Origin of the sequence: Streptomyces sp. 3211.6, from assembly GCF_003634815.1 — a bacterium.
Taxonomy (GTDB): domain Bacteria; phylum Actinomycetota; class Actinomycetes; order Streptomycetales; family Streptomycetaceae; genus Streptomyces; species Streptomyces katrae_A.
On sequence record NZ_RBXC01000001.1, the window covers coordinates 6,946,437 to 6,962,238 of the forward strand.

A 15,802-nucleotide genomic window follows, 5' to 3' on the forward strand; every position below is an offset into this window, starting at 1 on the left:
CTGGTGGCTGACAGTGTTCTCTTGCCCCCGGGGTCGCCCTTCCGTCCCACACGGTCGGGCGTGGTGCCTCCGGCAGGGATGCCGGACGCTCGCCTGCGGGTGCCCGCTCGGCCGCTGTGGTCGCAGCCGCGCCGGTGTCGCGCTCGGCGTTCGTCCGTCGGCGTCCCTCCCTCAGGAGGCCGTTCTCAACCGCGAAGCGGTCGTTCGAGCGGGATGTCCGCCGTAACGAGCACCGCGGCCGGGTCCAGATCGGCCGGGGTCGGCATGACGCTCCCCGGCAGTTGTACGGCGGCGGCGCCGTGCGCCAGGGCCGCCGCGAGTGCCCCGGGGCCGGTACCACCGGCTCCGAGGAAGCCTGCGAGTGAGGCGTCGCCCGCTCCCACGTCGCTGCGGACGGCCGCGACCGGTGCGCTGCCGTACCAGCTGCCCTCCTCGGCGATCAGCAGCATCCCGTCCGCACCGAGGCTCGTGAGGACCTGCTGGGCGCCGCGCTTGCGCAGCTCCCCGGCCGCGTCCACGGCGTCGCCGACGGTGACGACCGGGCGGCCCACGGCCTCCGCGAGTTCCTCCCGGTTGGGTTTGACCACGTCGGGGCGGGCCGAGAGCGCGGCGAGCAGTGCGGGCCCGGAGGTGTCCAGGGCGATCCGGGTGCCACCCGAGTGCACCTGCGCGACCAACTCGGCGTACCACTCGGGTCCCAGTCCGCGCGGCAGGCTGCCGCAGCAGGCCAGCCAGCCGATGTCGTTCCCGGTGCAGTCGACGCGGACGAGCGCCAGCAGGGCGGCCGACTCGGCGGCGCTGAGCTCCGGACCCACCGAGTTGATCTTGGTGAGGCCGCCGCCGTCCTCGGCGATCGAGACGTTGATCCGGGTGTCGCCCGAGATCGCCACTGCCGCGACCTCGATGCCCTGGCGGCGCAGCAGATCGGAGAGCAGCTGCCCGGAGAAGCCGCCCAGTGGCAGGACGGCACGGGTGCGGTGGCCGGCGGCCGTGAGCGCACGGGAGACGTTGACGCCCTTGCCGCCCGGGTCCAGCCGGTCGTGCGCGGCCCGGTTCACCTCGCCCAGGGCGAGCGTTGCCAGCTCGTAGGTGCGGTCGAGGCTGGGGTTCGGGGTGATGGTGACGATCATGCGCGGATGACTTCCGGTCCGTGGTTCTCGATCTCGGCGGCCTGCACGTCGGTCAGTCCGGTGTCCGTGACCAGGACGTCGACCTCGTCCAGAGAGCCGAACCGGGCGAAATGGCGGGCGCCGAACTTGGAGGAATCGGCCACCAGGACCACCCGTCCGGCACCGGTGAGCATGGCCCGTTTGACGGCCGCCTCGGCGAGGTCCGGCGTCGAAAGACCGCCCTCCGGGGAGAAGCCGTTGGTGGCGATCACCGCGACGTCCGCGTGGATGTCGGCCAGGTCGCGCAGGGCCCAGGCGTCGACGGCGGCATGGGTGCGGTGGCGCAGCCGCCCTCCGACGAGGTGGAGGGCGAGCCCGGGATGGTCGGCCAGCCGGGCTGCGACCGGGAGAGCGTTGGTGACGACGGTGAGGGCGCAGTCGGCGGGGAGCAGGCCGGCCAACCGGGAGACCGTCGTCCCCGCGTCCAGGATCACGCTGCCCTCGCTCGGGAGCAGGGCCAGGGCCGCCCTGGCGATGCGTTCCTTCTCGGCGCCGGCCGTGGAGTCCCGTTCGGCCAGGCCGGGCTCCAGGTGCAGTGCGCCGACGGGCAGTGCGCCGCCGTGCACCCGGTGCAGCAGACCGGCCCGGTCGAGGGCGCTCAGGTCACGGCGGACGGTCTCCTGCGTGACGCCGAAGTCCTCGGCCAGCGTCGGCACGTCCACCCTGCCCTGCTCTTGGGCGAGGCGGAGGATGCGTTGCTGCCGCTCGGGTGCATACATGTGGGATTGGGTCCGTTTCATGTCTGTTTACGCCTGGTGAAGCCCGACCATACGCGCTCCGGACGAAAAAGCAACACGTCGGCCAGTCTGCCTTCGCAGCCCCTTGGTCTTGCCCGAATGTGTTGACATCCCTCGCTGACCGGGCGTAAAACCAATCGAAACAACACGTTGACGGGCGTGAAACCACGCACCGCCCGGTCTCCGCGACTGCCCCCGTACGCGAAGACCGGGCACGAACCACGAGGGCCGCGCTTCACCCTCTGCGCGGGCCGCCGTGCCCGACTCTCCCGCCGACCCGGTTCCCACCCGGGTCGGCGATCGTCTCCCCAAGGAATTCCCATGCACTCGATCCAGGTCACCGTCGGCTCCGAGAGCGGCCTGCACGCCCGCCCGGCGTCACTGTTCGTCCAGGCCGCCGCCCGGCAGCCGGCCAAGGTCACCATCGGCCGCCCGGGCCAGGCCCCGGTCGACGCCCGCAGCCTGCTGTCCGTCCTCGCCCTGGCCGCCGGCAGCGGCGAGACCCTGGAGCTCACCGCCTCCGGCGACCGGGCCCAGGACTCGCTGAAGGCGCTGGCCGCCCTGCTCGCCTCCGACCTCGACGCAGCGGCATGAGTGATCTGATACGCGGGATCGGCGTCGGCACCGGCAGTGCGGCAGGGCCTGTCGCCCGGATGGCACCCGTACCCACGCTGCCCGCCCCGAGGGCCGTCGCAGACCCGGCGGCCGAGGCGGCGGCGGTCCGCGCCGCCCTCGGTGCGGTCGTCACCGGCCTGCACGAGCGCGCCGCCCGCGTGAGCGGCACCGGCTCCGAGGTGCTCGCGGCCCAGGCCATGATGGCCGCCGACCCGGTCCTCGCCGACCGGGCCGCCGCCCTCGCAGAGCAGGGCACCGACGGCGCCCACGCGCTCGCCACCGCCTTCGACGGCTTCCGCGCCGCGCTGGTCGCCGCCGGCGGGTACTTCGCGGAACGCGCCGCCGACTTGGACGACCTGCGCGACCGAGCGGTGGCGTACCTGCTCGGCCTGCCCCTGCCCGGCCCGCCCGACCCCGGGCACCCGTACGTCCTGGTCGCCGACGACCTGGCCCCCGCCGACACCGCGCTGCTCGACCCCGAGCGGGTGCTGGCCCTCGTCACCGTCCGCGGCGGGCCGACCAGTCACACGGCCATCCTCGCCAAGGCGCTCGGTCTGCCCGCCGTCGTCGGCTGCACCGCCGCCGCGGAACTGGAGGACGGCCGGCAGGTCCTGGTGCACGGCGCGGACGGTGTGATCGAGCCCGACCCGAGTCCGGAGGCGGTCGAGCGGGCCGCCGAGCGGGACCGCCGTTGCCGCGAGCTACTGGCCGGGTTCCAGGGACCGGGCCGGACCGCCGACGGCCACCCGGTTTCACTGCTGGTCAACCTCGGTGCGCCGCACGAGCTGGCCGGTGCGGCTGCCGCCGACGCCGAGGGCGTGGGCCTGTTCCGCACCGAATTCCTCTTCCTGGACCGCACCGAGGCACCGGGCCGTGCCGAACAGGCCGCCGCCTACCGGCAGGTCTTCTCGGCCTTCGCCGGGCGCCGGGTGGTCGTCCGCACGCTGGACGCGGGCGCGGACAAGCCGCTGCCCTTCGCCACCTCCGCCGACGAGGAGAACCCGGCCCTGGGCGTCCGCGGCCTGCGGACGGCCGCCCGGGATCCGCAGCTCCTGGAGTCCCAGCTCGCCGCGATCGCCGAGGCCGCCCGGGACAGCACCGCGCAGGTCTGGGTGATGGCCCCCATGGTGTCGGTACCGCGAGAGGCCGCCGCATTCGCCTCCCGGGTCCGTGCGCACGGCCTGCCGGTGGCCGGGGCGATGATCGAGGTCCCGGCCGCAGCCCTGCGGACCGACCGGCTGGCCGAGGTCTGCGACTTCTTCAGCATCGGCACCAATGACCTGGCCCAGTACACCTTCGCGGCCGACCGGACGCTCGGCTCCCTCGCCGAGCTGCTCGACCCGTGGCAGCCCGCCCTGCTCGCGCTGGTCGCCACCGCCGCTGCATCGGCGGCTGAGCACGGCCGTCCGATCGGCGTGTGCGGCGAGGCCGCCGCCGACCCGGCACTGGCCCTGGTGCTGGTCGGTCTCGGGATCACCAGCCTGTCCGCCGCGCCCGCCTCGCTCCCCGAGGTGCGGGCCGCCCTGGCCACACACACCCTCACCGAGTGCCGCGAACTCGCCGAGCTGGCCCTGCTCGCAGACGACGCCGACGACGCCCGCCGAAAGGTCCGGTCGAGCACGGCGGGACGCTGATCCACTCCATCGGGGCGCCGGGTCTATGCGGACCCGGCGCCCACGGACGTCCTGGGCCTCGCTCGCTCCCGTCCGTCATGACGACCGTCGGGCTCGGGAACACCGGCCGGTGGCGGACCGCCCCACACGACGCTCGGTCGCCGCGAAGGCCGGCCCCCGCCATCGCGCTGACGCGCCGCGCGACGCCGGCCGATGTCGGCCTGCCGATGGGCCGGTATGCCGGTTGGCCGTCGACCGAGGGTGGCAGGCCGCAGGAGGTACGGGGCGTGCGGGCCTCGTCCCGCCGGTGCGTCGTCCCCAGGCTGAGGTACGGTCATGAGCTTGTGATCACATGCGGGCAGGTCAGCGCCGCAGGGTGAGGACGCCCGGCCGGTAGGGCCACTTCTCGTAGGCGGTGCCTGCCGGTGTGGCGCCCCTGCCCTGGTAGAGGAACTGCAGGTTGCAGGGGTCGATGGTCATGGTCTGGTCGGGGTTGTCGCGGACCAGGTCGCCGTGGCTGATGTCGTCGGTCCAGGTGGCCCCGCTGTTGGCCTTGCCGGCGAAGGGGTTGCTCTCGGTGGCGGCCTGCGGGGTCCACGAACCGTTCAGGCTGGAGGCCGTGAACGAGCGGAAGTAGCGCCCGTTCGCACCCCGGGCCTCGACGATCATGAGGTACTGGTTCTGGCCCTGGACCTTGTAGACCTGCGGCGCCTCGAACAGGTTCTTCGCCGTGTCGCTCATGACCGTCGTGTACGAGGAGCCGAAGCTGCCCGGGAAGTTCCCGATCGGCATGCTCGCCCGGTAGATCTTGCCGTTGTCGCCGGCGAAGAACAGGTACATGTTCTGGTCGTCGGCGATCAGGGTCTGGTCGATCGGGCCGGTGGGGGAGTTGTCGGTGCTGGGGAGGCTGCCGGTGAACAGCGGCTGGGGCGAGGACCAGCCGTTGGGGTTGGTGGGATCACTGGACGTGCGGTAGATGAAGGGCCACGGACCCCACTGGTACGCGAGCACCCAGATGTTCCTGGGCGCGAAGTAGAACAGCGTGGGCGCCACCGCGTTCTGGTTCATCTTGGTCTGGCCGGCCGACGCCATGTCCGACCAGTTCGTGAAGGGACTGAACATCATCGAGCCCCAGTCCGACCCCGTGTAGTTCGTCCCGTAGACCAGGTGCTTGCCGTTGTACGTCACGGTGGTGAAGTCCTTCAGCGCGGCCCATCCGTTCGCCGGCTGCGCCAGCGCACCCGTCGACGTCCACCGGTAGGTCGACGGAAGAGAACACGTGCCGCTCGGTGGTGCGGACGGGCCGGTCCACTTCTGGTTGCCGGCGCCGTTGCACGTCGAGATCTCCACCGCCGTGCCGTTGGCCGTACCGGAGCCCGTAGCGGCCAGGCACAGCCCGGACTCCACGCCGACGATCGTGCCGTCGGAGTTCACCCGCCACTGCTGGTTCGTACCGCCGTTGCAGCTCCAGATCACCACCCGGGTACCGGCCGCGGTGGCGTGGCCCCGAACATCCAGGCACTTGTCGCCGTATACGGTGAGCTGGTTGTTGTCCGTCAGCGTCCACTGCTGGTTGGTCCCGCCCCAGCAGTCCCAGAGCTGCAGGTTCGTGCCATCGGTCCGGCCGGCGCCCGGCACATCCAGGCACCGGCCGGAACCGGCACCGCGCAAGGCACCGCTGGTGGCCGCCTGAGCCGGGCCGGCGACGAGCGTCGCCGCCGAAGCGACCAGGGCCGCGAGCACCACGGACAGATGTCTGCGGCTGAAACCCAGTCTGCGCATGGGAGCCCCATTCCTTGAGTAGGCGTTTCCCGTCGGCCCCGTCAGAGGCTGTCCGGACTGTCGATGCGCGGCGTCCTTGTCGGCGTCGGGTCAGTTCGTCACGCGGAAGGTGGCGTCGCCGCGCCCTGTCGCGGTGGTGATGGGGTCGAGGCGGAGCTGGTAGGCGTAGTGGCGGATATGGCGGTCGGGGTGGTTGTACGACTGGAACGAGGACCAGGCGGCATCGGCGAGGCCGGCGACCTGGCGGAAGGTGGCGTCCGCGGCGAACTGGGCGGTGCCGTCGTCGCGGACCAGCTGGAAGTCGTATCCGGTGTGCCGCAGGAAGTACCCGCGGTAGTTCACCGACTCGAAGGAGACGGTTCCCGTGCCCGCCAGGCCGGGCCGCAGCCGGAACTGGGCGTCCGGGCCGGTGATGTTCTGGTCGATGCGCACGTCGAAGCCGACGGCCAGGTGCCGAGGATCGAGTTGCTGCCCTCGAGGGTGATCTGGCCGTCGCCGGAGGCCCGCACGTAGCGGTGGCTGCCGACGCCGGCCGGCATCTCGACGATCTGGGTGTCGATGATTTCCTGCGGGCCGGGGCGCTCGATGTAGGTCTGCGGGGTGGTGATGGAGCGGAAGTCACTGGTGCGGGCGTAGAAGATGCGGTGCTTCTTCACGCCGTTGACGGGCTTGTTCGTCGCCCAGTAGAGGACGTAGTCGTTGGTCTCCGGGTTCCAGACCGCTTCCGGCGCCCAGGCGTTGCGCCCGTCGGGGATTGCGCCGGCGACGTTGAGCAGCCACGGCTGCGACCAGGTGACCAGGTCCGTCGACTCCCACACCACCAGGTCGCGGCTGCCGTTGTTCACGGCGGCCTCCCAGTTCTGCCCGCAGCTGATGCACAGGTCGGTGGCAATGATCCAGTACTTGTCACCGCCGGGGGATCTCACCAGCGCGGGGTCACGTACCCCCTTCGTGCCGATCGTGGAGCGCAGGATCGGTGCTCCGCCGTTGAGGTCGTTCCAGTGGAGGCCGTCCGTGCTGTGTGCGAGGTACATCTGCTGACCGGCCGCCCCCTCCCCGGTGAAGTGCAACATCAGGTAGCCCGGGTCGGCGGCGGCCGCCCGGTCCGGTGTGATCAAGGCCTGGGATGTGAAGAGCAGGCAGGCGGCGAGCAGTATCGCCGACAGCCGGGCGCGAAGCGCGGACATGTACGTCTCCTGTCGTTCTGCAGAGGCCGCCGCCGGGCGAAAAGCACCCGGATCGGGATGCGGGGCCTGCTCTTCGGCTTCGTCATGACCGCGTACCACGACTATTGTTAACGCTCACAATTTGGGGGTCAAGCCCCCGTCCTCGACCGTATCTCCCGTTGCCCCGCGCTATATCCAAAGGTGATCTCCGGGCCCTTGACGCGGTTTCTGTGAGCGTTAACACTCATGTAACACCCGCCCAGAGCGGCACCCACCGGGGCCTCCAGCGGGTTCACCCACCCCGCCGCCCGGTCGGCCGTACCGACCCCGAACGAACCCGGCCCGCTCCACCCCGGGCCGGTGCCCGACCCCGCTCGACCCGATCCGAGGCCCCTGCCGAGGTCGCGGCATACCACTGGAGGAATAGTGCGCAAGGTTTCGATGGGCCTCGCTGCCGCGGGCCTCACCTTGGCCCTGACGGCCTGCGGCCAGAGCGCCAACGGTGTGGGCGACGGCGCAAGCGGCGGCAACGCCAAGGGTGGCCTCGTCGGCATCGCGATGCCCACCAAGTCGTCGGAGCGCTGGATCAACGACGGCGACAACATGGTCAAGCAGTTCCAGGCCAAGGGCTACAAGACCGACCTGCAGTACGGCGACAACGTCGTCGAGAACCAGGTCTCGCAGATCGAAAACATGATTACGAAGGGCGCCAAGCTGCTGGTGGTGGCCGCCATCGACGGCTCCTCGCTCACGAACGTCCTCCAGAAGGCCTCCGATGCCAAGATTCCGGTGATCTCGTACGACCGCCTGATCCGCGGCACCGGGAACGTCGACTACTACGCGACCTTCGACAACTTCAAGGTCGGTGTCCTGCAGGGCAGTTACATCGTCGACAAGCTGGGTCTCGCGAGCGGCAAGGGCCCGTTCAACATCGAGCTGTTCGCCGGCTCGCCGGACGACAACAACGCCACCTTCTTCTTCCAGGGCGCGATGAGCGTGCTCCAGCCGTACATCGACCAGAAGAAGCTGGTCGTCCAGAGCGGTCAGACCAGCCTCAGCCAGGTCGGCACGCTGCGCTGGGACGGCGGTGTCGCACAATCCCGGATGGACAACCTGCTGAGCAAGTCGTACACATCGGCCGGTGTCGACGCGGTGCTCTCCCCCTATGACGGCATTTCCATCGGCATCCTGTCCTCCCTCAAGGGCGTCGGCTACGGCAGCCCGGGCAAGGCCCTGCCGATCGTCACCGGCCAGGACGCCGAGCTGGCCTCGGTGAAGTCCGTCATCGCGGGCGAGCAGACCCAGACCGTCTACAAGGACACCCGCGAGCTGGCCAAGGTCGCGGTCCAGATGGGCGACGCCCTGCTCACCGGCGGCCGGCCCGAGGTCAACGACACCAAGCAGTACGACAACGGGGTCAAGATCGTCCCGGCGTACCTGCTGCAGCCGGTCAGCGTCGACAAGGAGAACTACCAGAAGGTGCTGGTCGACGGCGGGCAGTACACCGCCGACCAGCTCAAGTAGCCGCGGGGCCTCAACGCAGGGCCACACCAGAGCCGGGCGCGTACGGGCGGGGCAGTCGACCTGACAGGCCCCGCCCGTACCGCCCCTGTCGAACGGATGCACCACCATGGCCGGACCCGTCCTCGAGATGCGTTCGATCAGCAAGTCCTTCCCCGGTGTCCAGGCGCTCTCCGACGTCACCCTGAGCGTCGCCCCCGGCGAGGTCCACGCCGTCTGCGGTGAGAACGGCGCCGGGAAGTCCACCCTGATGAAGGTGCTCAGCGGGGTCCACCCGCACGGCTCCTACGAGGGCGAGATCCTTTTCCAGGGCGAGTCCTGCGCGTTCAAGGACATCCGGGCCAGCGAACAGCGCGGCATCGTGATCATCCACCAGGAACTCGCCCTGGTGCCGTACCTCTCCATCGCGGAGAACATCTTCCTCGGCAACGAGCACGCCACCCGGGGCATCATCAGCTGGAGCACCACGCTCACCCACGCCAAGTCGCTCCTGAGGCGGGTCGGGCTGGACGAGAGCCCGCACACCCGGGTCGCCGACATCGGCGTGGGCAAGCAGCAGCTGATCGAGATCGCCAAGGCGCTCGCCAAGGAGGTCAAGCTGCTGATCCTGGACGAGCCCACGGCCGCCCTGAACGGTGAGGACAGCCGCAAGCTGCTCGACCTCATCCTGGAACTCAAGGCCCAGGGCATCTCCTGCATCCTCATCTCGCACAAGCTGGGCGAGATCGCCCAGGTCGCCGACTCCGTCACGATCCTGCGTGACGGCCGGACCATCGAGACCCTCGCGGTCGGCGCCGAGGGCATCTCCGAGGACCGGATCATCCGGGGCATGGTCGGCCGCGATCTGGAGCATCGCTACCCCGAGCGGACCCCCGAGCCGGGCGAGGTCGCCTTCGCCGTCGAGGACTGGACCGTCCACCACCCGATCGACCATCAGCGCAAGGTCGTCGACGGCGTGTCGCTCGAAGTGCGGCGCGGCGAGATCGTCGGTATCGCCGGCCTGATGGGCGCGGGCCGCACCGAGCTTGCGATGAGCGTCTTCGGCCGCTCGTACGGGCGCTGCACCGGAGGCCGGGTGCTGCTGAACGGCGAGGAGATCCGCACGCGCACCGTCCCGGAGTCGATCGGTCACGGCATCGCGTACGTCACCGAGGACCGCAAGCACCTCGGCCTGAACCTGATGGACGGCATCAGTCGCAACATCTCGCTGAGCGCGCTCGGCAAGGTCGCTCGGCGCGGGTGGGTGAACGAGCACGAGGAGACCCGGGTCGCGGAGTCCTTTCGCAAGACCATGAACATCAAGGCCCCTTCGGTGTTCGCGGAGACCGGGAAGCTCAGCGGCGGCAACCAGCAGAAGGTCGTCCTCAGCAAGTGGATCTTCTCCGAGCCGGACGTACTGATCCTCGACGAACCCACCCGGGGCATCGACATCGGCGCCAAGGCCGAGATCTACACCGTCATCGCCGAACTCGCGGCCCAGGGCAAGGCGGTGCTGATCATCTCCTCCGAACTCCCCGAGCTGCTCGGCATGTGCGACCGCATCTACGTGATGGCCGAGGGCCGGCTCACCGGTGAGGTGGACCGCGCGGACGCGACCCAGGAATCACTCATGCGCCTCATGACCGTGAGCGCTGCGACCGAGAACGAGCAGGTGTAAGGCATGGCCCCGACAGAGACCACGGACACCCCGGGCACCACGGACCTCACGACGGCCCTGCCCGTCCAGCCCGGCGGCGGTCGCGGCATCGGCCCCCTGCTGGTGAGGGCGCTGCGCGGCAACGTACGCCAGTACGGCATGCTGGTCGCGCTGGCGCTGATCGTCGTGGTGTTCCAGATCTGGACCGACGGCATCCTGCTCCAGCCCCTCAACGTCACCAACCTGATCCAGCAGAACAGCTACATCCTGATCCTGGCCATCGGCATGATGATCGTGATCATCGCCGGTCACATCGACCTCTCGGTCGGTTCGCTGGCCGCCTTCGTCGGCGCCGCCGCGGCCGCCATGATGGTCAGGCACGACGTGCCGTGGCCGCTCGCGCTGACCGCCGCCCTGCTGATCGGCGCGGCCGCCGGTGCCTGGCAGGGGTTCTGGATCGCGTACGTCGGCATCCCGTCCTTCATCGTCACGCTGGCCGGCATGCTGCTGTTCCGCGGCGGGACGCAGATCCTGCTGCAGGGCCAGTCGGTGGCTCCCTTCCCCAAGGGCTTCCAGGAGATCAGCAGCGGCTTCCTGCCGGAGGTCGGCCCGCGGACCGACTACCACAACCTCACTCTGCTGCTGGGGCTCGTCGTGCTCGTGGTGGCGGTCCTCCAGGAGGTCCGGGGCCGACGGCAGGCCGCCCGCTACGGCCTCGACCTGCTCCCGCTCGGCTTCTTCCTGGCCAAGCTTGGCGCCATCGGCGCCGCGGTACTGGTGTTCACCCTGCTGCTGGCGAGCTACCACGGCTTCCCGATCGTGCTGCTGATCCTCGGCGTGCTGCTGGTCGCCTTCGGCTACCTGATGCGCAACTCCATCCTGGGCCGCCACACCTACGCGATCGGCGGCAACGAGGCCGCGGCGAAGCTGTCGGGCGTCAAGAGCAAGCGCGTCGTCTTCCTCGCCTTCGTCAACATGGGTGTGCTGGCCGCCCTGGCCGGCATGGTCTTCGCGGCGCGTCTCAATGCGGGTACGCCGCAGGCCGGTATCAACTTCGAACTGGAGGCGATCGCCGCCGCGTTCATCGGGGGCGCCTCGGCCTCCGGTGGCGTCGGCACGGTGCTCGGCGCCCTCATCGGCGGCCTGGTGCTCGGCGTGCTCAACAACGGTATGTCGCTGGTCGGTATCGGCACCGACTACCAGCAGGTCATCAAGGGCCTGGTGCTGCTGGTTGCGGTCGGTTTCGACGTCTACAACAAGCGCAAGGCCGGCTCCTGAACCCGTTCCGCCCCGGTCCGGCCGCATCCCTGCGGGGGAGTGCGGCCGGACCCGGTCGTCACTGCCGGTGGAAGGTGGCGTCGCCCTTGGCGGGGGTGGTGGCGACGGGCTGGACGTGGAGCAGGAAGTCGTAGTGCCGCACGTACCGGCCCGCGGCGCCGTACGACTCGTAGGAGACCCCCGCCGGGTCCGCGAGGCCGGCGCGCTCGGCTCGCGCACCTCTGTGGCATCCCGGATGGGCGCGTCGGAGCCCTCGGGGCCGCCGTGCAGGGTGTGGCCGTTTCCCTGGGTCCGCAGCCGGTGGACGGCGCCTGCGTCAGAAGCCCTGGGCCAGGCGGTGGTAGGCCTGGTTCCAGCGGATCTCCTTGGTGAACCGGCGGATCGTGGTGTCCGCGTCGATGACCAGCAGCTCGGTGGCGAGGATGTCGGCGAGGTCGCCCAGCTCCTCGGTCCCGATCGCGCTGGACAGCACGGTGTGGTGGGGCCCGCCGGCGGTCAGCCACGCTTCGGTCGAGGTGCGCAGGTTCGGGCGCGGCTGCCAGACGGCGCGCGCGACGGGGAGGTTCGGCAGCGGTTCGAGGGGCTCGACCACGTCGATCTCGTTGGCGACCAGGCGGAACCGGTCGCCCATGTCGGCCAGCCCGACCACGACGGCGGGACCGGTCCGGGCGTCGAAGACGAGGCGGACCGGGTCCTCGCGGCCGCCTATGCCCAAGGGGTGGATCTCGCAGGACGGCACGTCCGATGCGATGGTCGGGCAGACCTCCAGCATGTGCGCGCCGAGGATCAACTCCCGCCCCGTCTCCAGGTGGTAGGTGTAGTCCTCCATGAAGGAGGTGCCGCCCTGCAGCCCGGTGGACATCACTTTGAGCGTGCGCAGCAGGACGGAGGTCTTCCAGTCGCCCTCGCCGCCGAATCCGTAGCCGTCGGCCATCAGCCGCTGCACCGCCAGGCCGGGTAGCTGGCGCAGGCCGCCGAGGTCTTCGAAGTTGGTGGTGAAGGCGTGGAAGCCGCCGTCCGTCAGGAATCCGCGCAGGCCGAGTTCGATGCGCGCGGCGTAACGCAGTGAGTCGTGCCGGTCCCCGTCCGCGCGGAGTTCGGGCGCGAGGCGGTAGGTGTCCTCGTACTCCTCGACCAGTTCGCTCACGCCGGCGTCGGTGGCCGCGTCGACGGCTGCGACCAGGTCGTTGACGCCGTACGTGTTGACCGAGACGCCGAAGCGGAGCTGGGCCTCGACCTTGTCGCCCTCGGTCACGGCGACGTCGCGCATGTTGTCGCCGAATCGCGCCAGCTTGAGGCTCTGAAGCTCGGAGCGGCCTGCCGCGGCCCGTGCCCAGGAGGCGATCCGGGCAGCGACCGAGGGGTCGCTGACGTGTCCGGCGACGGTCTTGCGTGCGACGCCGAGCCGGGACTGGATGTAGCCGAACTCGCGGTCTCCGTGGGCCGCTTGGTTCAGGTTCATGAAGTCCATGTCGATCGACGCCCAGGGCAGTGCGGCATCGGCCTGGGTGTGCAGGTGGAGCAACGGCTTGCGCAGGGCGTCCAGGCCCGCGATCCACATTTTCGCCGGGGAGAAGGTGTGCATCCAGGCGATGAGGCCGATGCAGGTGTCGTCTGCGTTGGCGTCCAGGCAGACCCGCCGGATCGCGCCGGCGTCGGTGAGTACGGGCTTCCAGACGATGTTCACCGGGATGCCGGAGTCGCCGAGTGCGTCGGCGATCCGGCGGGACTGCTCTGCGACCTGACGCAAGGTGTCGTCGCCGTACAGCCCTTGGCTGCCGGTCAGGAACCAGACTTCGCGGCCCTGGAATGCCTTCTGTGCCTTCATGGGGGCGTGGGTCTCCTTAGCGGGCAGCGCGCTGCTGGCCGTACACGTTCTGGTAGCGGTGGTTGAGGCGGTCGATGTCGTCCTGCGCTATCGGCAGGGGTTCGCCGAGCTGGCGGGAGATGTGGACGGTGCGGGCGACGTCCTCGCACATCACGGCGGCCTTGACGGCGGCCTTGGCGTCCTTGCCGATGGTGAAGACGCCGTGGCTCTTCATCAGGACGGCCGGCGAGCGGTGGCCCCGCAGGGTCTCGACGATGCCCCGGCCGATGGAGTCGTCGCCGATGAGCGCGAAGGGGCCGACGGGGATCTCGGCGCCGAACTCGTCGGCCATGGCGGTCAGTACGCAGGGCACGGCCTCTCCGCGCGCGGCCCAGGCGCTCGCGTACGTCGAGTGGGTGTGCACCACTGCGCCGACCTCGGGCATGTGGCGGTACACGTAGGCGTGCGCGGCGGTGTCCGAGGACGGGGACTGGTCGCCCTCGACGACCTTGCCGTCCAGGTCGCAGAGGATCATGTTCCGGGGCGTCAGCTCGTCGTACGAGACGCCGCTCGGCTTGATGACCATCAGGTCCTCGCCGGGGACGCGGGCGGAGACGTTGCCGGCCGTCCAGACGACGAGGCCGTAGCGGACCAGCTCCTGGTGGAGGTCGCTGACCTGGCGGCACAGCAGATCGATCGGGGAACTCATGGTCGGACCTCGCTCTTCTGGGCGGCCGGGGTGGCCTCGGGGTCGGTTCGCGGGGCGGTGAGCGCCGCGTTGCGGATGGCGCGGAGGCGGTGGAGGAGCTTGTCGGGGCCGGTGCCGAAGTGGTCGTGCAGGGTGCGGTACTCGGCGTAGAGGCGGTCGTAGGCGTCGGCGCGCGCGGTGTCCGGCTGGTGGACTCCGCGGCGTACGCGGCCCATGGCGGCGGCCGCTGTGCGTACGTCCGGGTGCGCGCCGGCGGCGACGGCGGCGTGGATGGCGGAGCCGAGGGCGGGGCCCTGGGCGGACTCGGCGAGGGAGACGGGCCGGCGCAGCACGTCGGCGTAGATCCGCATGAGCAGGGGGTTCTTCTTCAGCCCGCCGGTCACGATGAACTCCGTGACGGGGACGCCGCCCTGCTCCAGGGCCTCGATGATGGTGCGGGTGCCGAAGGCGGTGGCCTCCAGCAGGGCGCGGTAGATCTCCTCGGGGCGGGTGGTGAGGGTGAGGCCGACGATGACTCCGGAGAGGTGGTGGTCGACGAGGGTGGAGCGGTTTCCGTTCATCCAGTCGAGGGCGATCAGGCCGTGGCCGCCGACGGGCTGGTCGGCGATCTTGCGGGACAGCAGCTGGTGCAGGTCCTCGCCGGTGGCTTCGGCCTCTGCGCGGTAGTGGGTCGGCACGCCTTGGCGCAGCCACCAGGCGAAGATGTCGCCGACCGCGCTCTGCCCGGCCTCGTAGCCGTAGGCGCCCTCCACGATGCCGCCGTCGACGACTCCGCAGATTCCGGGGACGTCGGCGAGGGCGGGGCCGTTGACGACGTGGCAGGTGGAGGTGCCCATGATGGCGAGCAGCCGGCCGTTCTCGACGGCCTGGGCGGCAGGGGCCGCGACATGGGCGTCGACGTTGCCGGTGGCGACGGCGATGCCCTCGGGCAGCCCGGTCCAGGAGGCCGCCTCGGCGGTGAGGGAGCCGGCCCGCGATCCCAGCGGCGACAGCGGATGCTCCAGCCGGGTGCGGGCGAAGTCGGCGAAATCGGGGTGCAGGGCGGCGAGGTAGTCCTCGCTGGGGTAGTGGCCGTCCTGGTGGATGCCCTTGTATCCCGCCGTGCAGGTGTTGCGGGTCTCGACGCCTGCGAGCTGCCAGACGATCCAGTCCGCGGCCTCGATCCAGCGCTCGGTGGCGGCGTAGGTGTCCGGGTCCTCTTCGAGAACCTGGAGCGCCTTGGCGTACTGCCATTCGGCGGAGATCTTGCCGCCGTAGCGGGAGATCCACTTCTCGGCGCGCAGGTGGGCGAGGTGGTTGATGCGGTCGGCCTGGCCCTGGGCCGCGTGGTGCTTCCAGAGCTTGGGCCAGGCGTGCGGGCGAACGCCCAGCGCGGTCTCGGCGAGCGGGGTGCCGTCGGCCCGTACGGGGAGGACGGTGCAGGCGGTGAAGTCGGTGGCGATGCCGATGACGGCGGCCGGGTCGATGCCGCTCGCGGCCACTGCGGCGGGGACGGCGGTGCGCAGCACCTCGCGCCAGTCCTCGGGGTGCTGGAGGGCCCAGTCGGGCGGCAGGGGCTGACCCGTGGTGGGGAGTTCACGCTCGATGACGCCGTGCGGGTACACGTGGACGGCGGAGCCGACCTCCTCGCCGTCGCGGACGCGGACCACCACGGCCCGGCCGGAGAGAGTGCCGAAGTCGACACCCACGACATGGCTCTCCGCGGTCTGGGGGAGAGGGGTCACGGTCACTTCACATCCTTCGTACGGAGCCCCGAGAGGGCGCAGCGA

Annotated in this window: 11 protein-coding genes and 2 pseudogenes; 5 read left to right on the plus strand and 8 right to left on the minus strand. The window is 70.6% G+C overall.

Translation table 11 applies throughout. The features are described 5' to 3' along the window. Window positions 1–185 precede the first annotated feature (185 nt). Together pfkB and BX286_RS31920 are read right to left on the minus strand one after the other, a co-directional pair. A complete protein-coding gene (gene pfkB, locus BX286_RS31915) occupies window positions 186–1,130 on the minus strand; it encodes a 1-phosphofructokinase (protein WP_079423932.1) in 945 nt (314 codons plus the stop codon). Beyond that, window positions 1,127–1,888 (minus strand): DeoR/GlpR family DNA-binding transcription regulator, encoded by a 762-nt coding sequence (locus tag BX286_RS31920; protein ID WP_079423930.1) that lies wholly within the window; start codon window positions 1,886–1,888, stop codon window positions 1,127–1,129. Before BX286_RS31920 ends, pfkB begins: the two co-directional genes overlap by 4 nt. Before the next feature lie 339 nt (window positions 1,889–2,227). On the opposite strand from BX286_RS31920, the gene BX286_RS31925 reads away from it, so the two are divergent. Then, entirely contained in the window at window positions 2,228–2,500 is a 273-nt protein-coding gene (locus BX286_RS31925; protein WP_079423928.1) for an HPr family phosphocarrier protein, read from the plus strand. After that, on the plus strand, window positions 2,497–4,155 hold the full coding sequence (gene ptsP, locus BX286_RS31930) for a phosphoenolpyruvate--protein phosphotransferase (protein ID WP_121017152.1): 1,659 nt from the start codon (window positions 2,497–2,499) through the stop codon (window positions 4,153–4,155). The genes BX286_RS31925 and ptsP overlap by 4 nt, the downstream gene beginning before the upstream one ends. 342 nt (window positions 4,156–4,497) lie before the next feature. Here the strand turns inward: ptsP and BX286_RS31935 are convergent, their stop codons facing one another. Further along, complete coding sequence (locus tag BX286_RS31935; protein WP_121017153.1) at window positions 4,498–5,916, minus strand: non-reducing end alpha-L-arabinofuranosidase family hydrolase; 1,419 nt, start codon at window positions 5,914–5,916, stop codon at window positions 4,498–4,500. 90 nt (window positions 5,917–6,006) lie between these two features. Then, window positions 6,007–7,103 (minus strand): annotated as a pseudogene (locus BX286_RS31940) (glycoside hydrolase family 43 protein). 420 nt (window positions 7,104–7,523) lie between these two features. Here BX286_RS31940 and chvE point away from each other — a divergent pair. From chvE to mmsB, 3 genes are all read left to right on the plus strand, one after another. Beyond that, window positions 7,524–8,606, plus strand: coding sequence for a multiple monosaccharide ABC transporter substrate-binding protein (gene chvE / locus BX286_RS31945; RefSeq protein ID WP_107438220.1), 1,083 nt, complete (start codon window positions 7,524–7,526; stop codon window positions 8,604–8,606). A 106-nt stretch (window positions 8,607–8,712) separates the two neighbouring features. Then, a complete protein-coding gene (mmsA, locus tag BX286_RS31950; RefSeq protein WP_079423920.1) occupies window positions 8,713–10,260 on the plus strand; it encodes a multiple monosaccharide ABC transporter ATP-binding protein in 1,548 nt (515 codons plus the stop codon). A gap of 3 nt (window positions 10,261–10,263) precedes the next feature. Continuing rightward, window positions 10,264–11,517 (plus strand): multiple monosaccharide ABC transporter permease, encoded by a 1,254-nt coding sequence (gene mmsB / locus BX286_RS31955; protein WP_121017155.1) that lies wholly within the window; start codon window positions 10,264–10,266, stop codon window positions 11,515–11,517. Between the two features lie 58 nt (window positions 11,518–11,575). On the opposite strand, the pseudogene BX286_RS31960 reads toward mmsB, so the two are convergent. From BX286_RS31960 to BX286_RS31975, 4 genes and pseudogenes are all read right to left on the minus strand, one after another. Then, window positions 11,576–11,710, minus strand: a pseudogene (locus tag BX286_RS31960) (AbfB domain-containing protein); the annotation flags it as partial. 123 nt (window positions 11,711–11,833) lie between these two features. Next, window positions 11,834–13,345: an L-arabinose isomerase gene (gene araA, locus BX286_RS31965; protein WP_121017157.1), complete on the minus strand. Its 1,512-nt coding sequence runs from the start codon at window positions 13,343–13,345 to the stop codon at window positions 11,834–11,836. Window positions 13,346–13,361: 16 nt separating this feature from the next. Continuing rightward, on the minus strand, window positions 13,362–14,033 hold the full coding sequence (locus BX286_RS31970; protein ID WP_121017158.1) for an L-ribulose-5-phosphate 4-epimerase: 672 nt from the start codon (window positions 14,031–14,033) through the stop codon (window positions 13,362–13,364). Then, window positions 14,030–15,763: a ribulokinase gene (locus tag BX286_RS31975; protein WP_121017160.1), complete on the minus strand. Its 1,734-nt coding sequence runs from the start codon at window positions 15,761–15,763 to the stop codon at window positions 14,030–14,032. The genes BX286_RS31970 and BX286_RS31975 overlap by 4 nt, the downstream gene beginning before the upstream one ends. Window positions 15,764–15,802 lie beyond the last annotated feature (39 nt).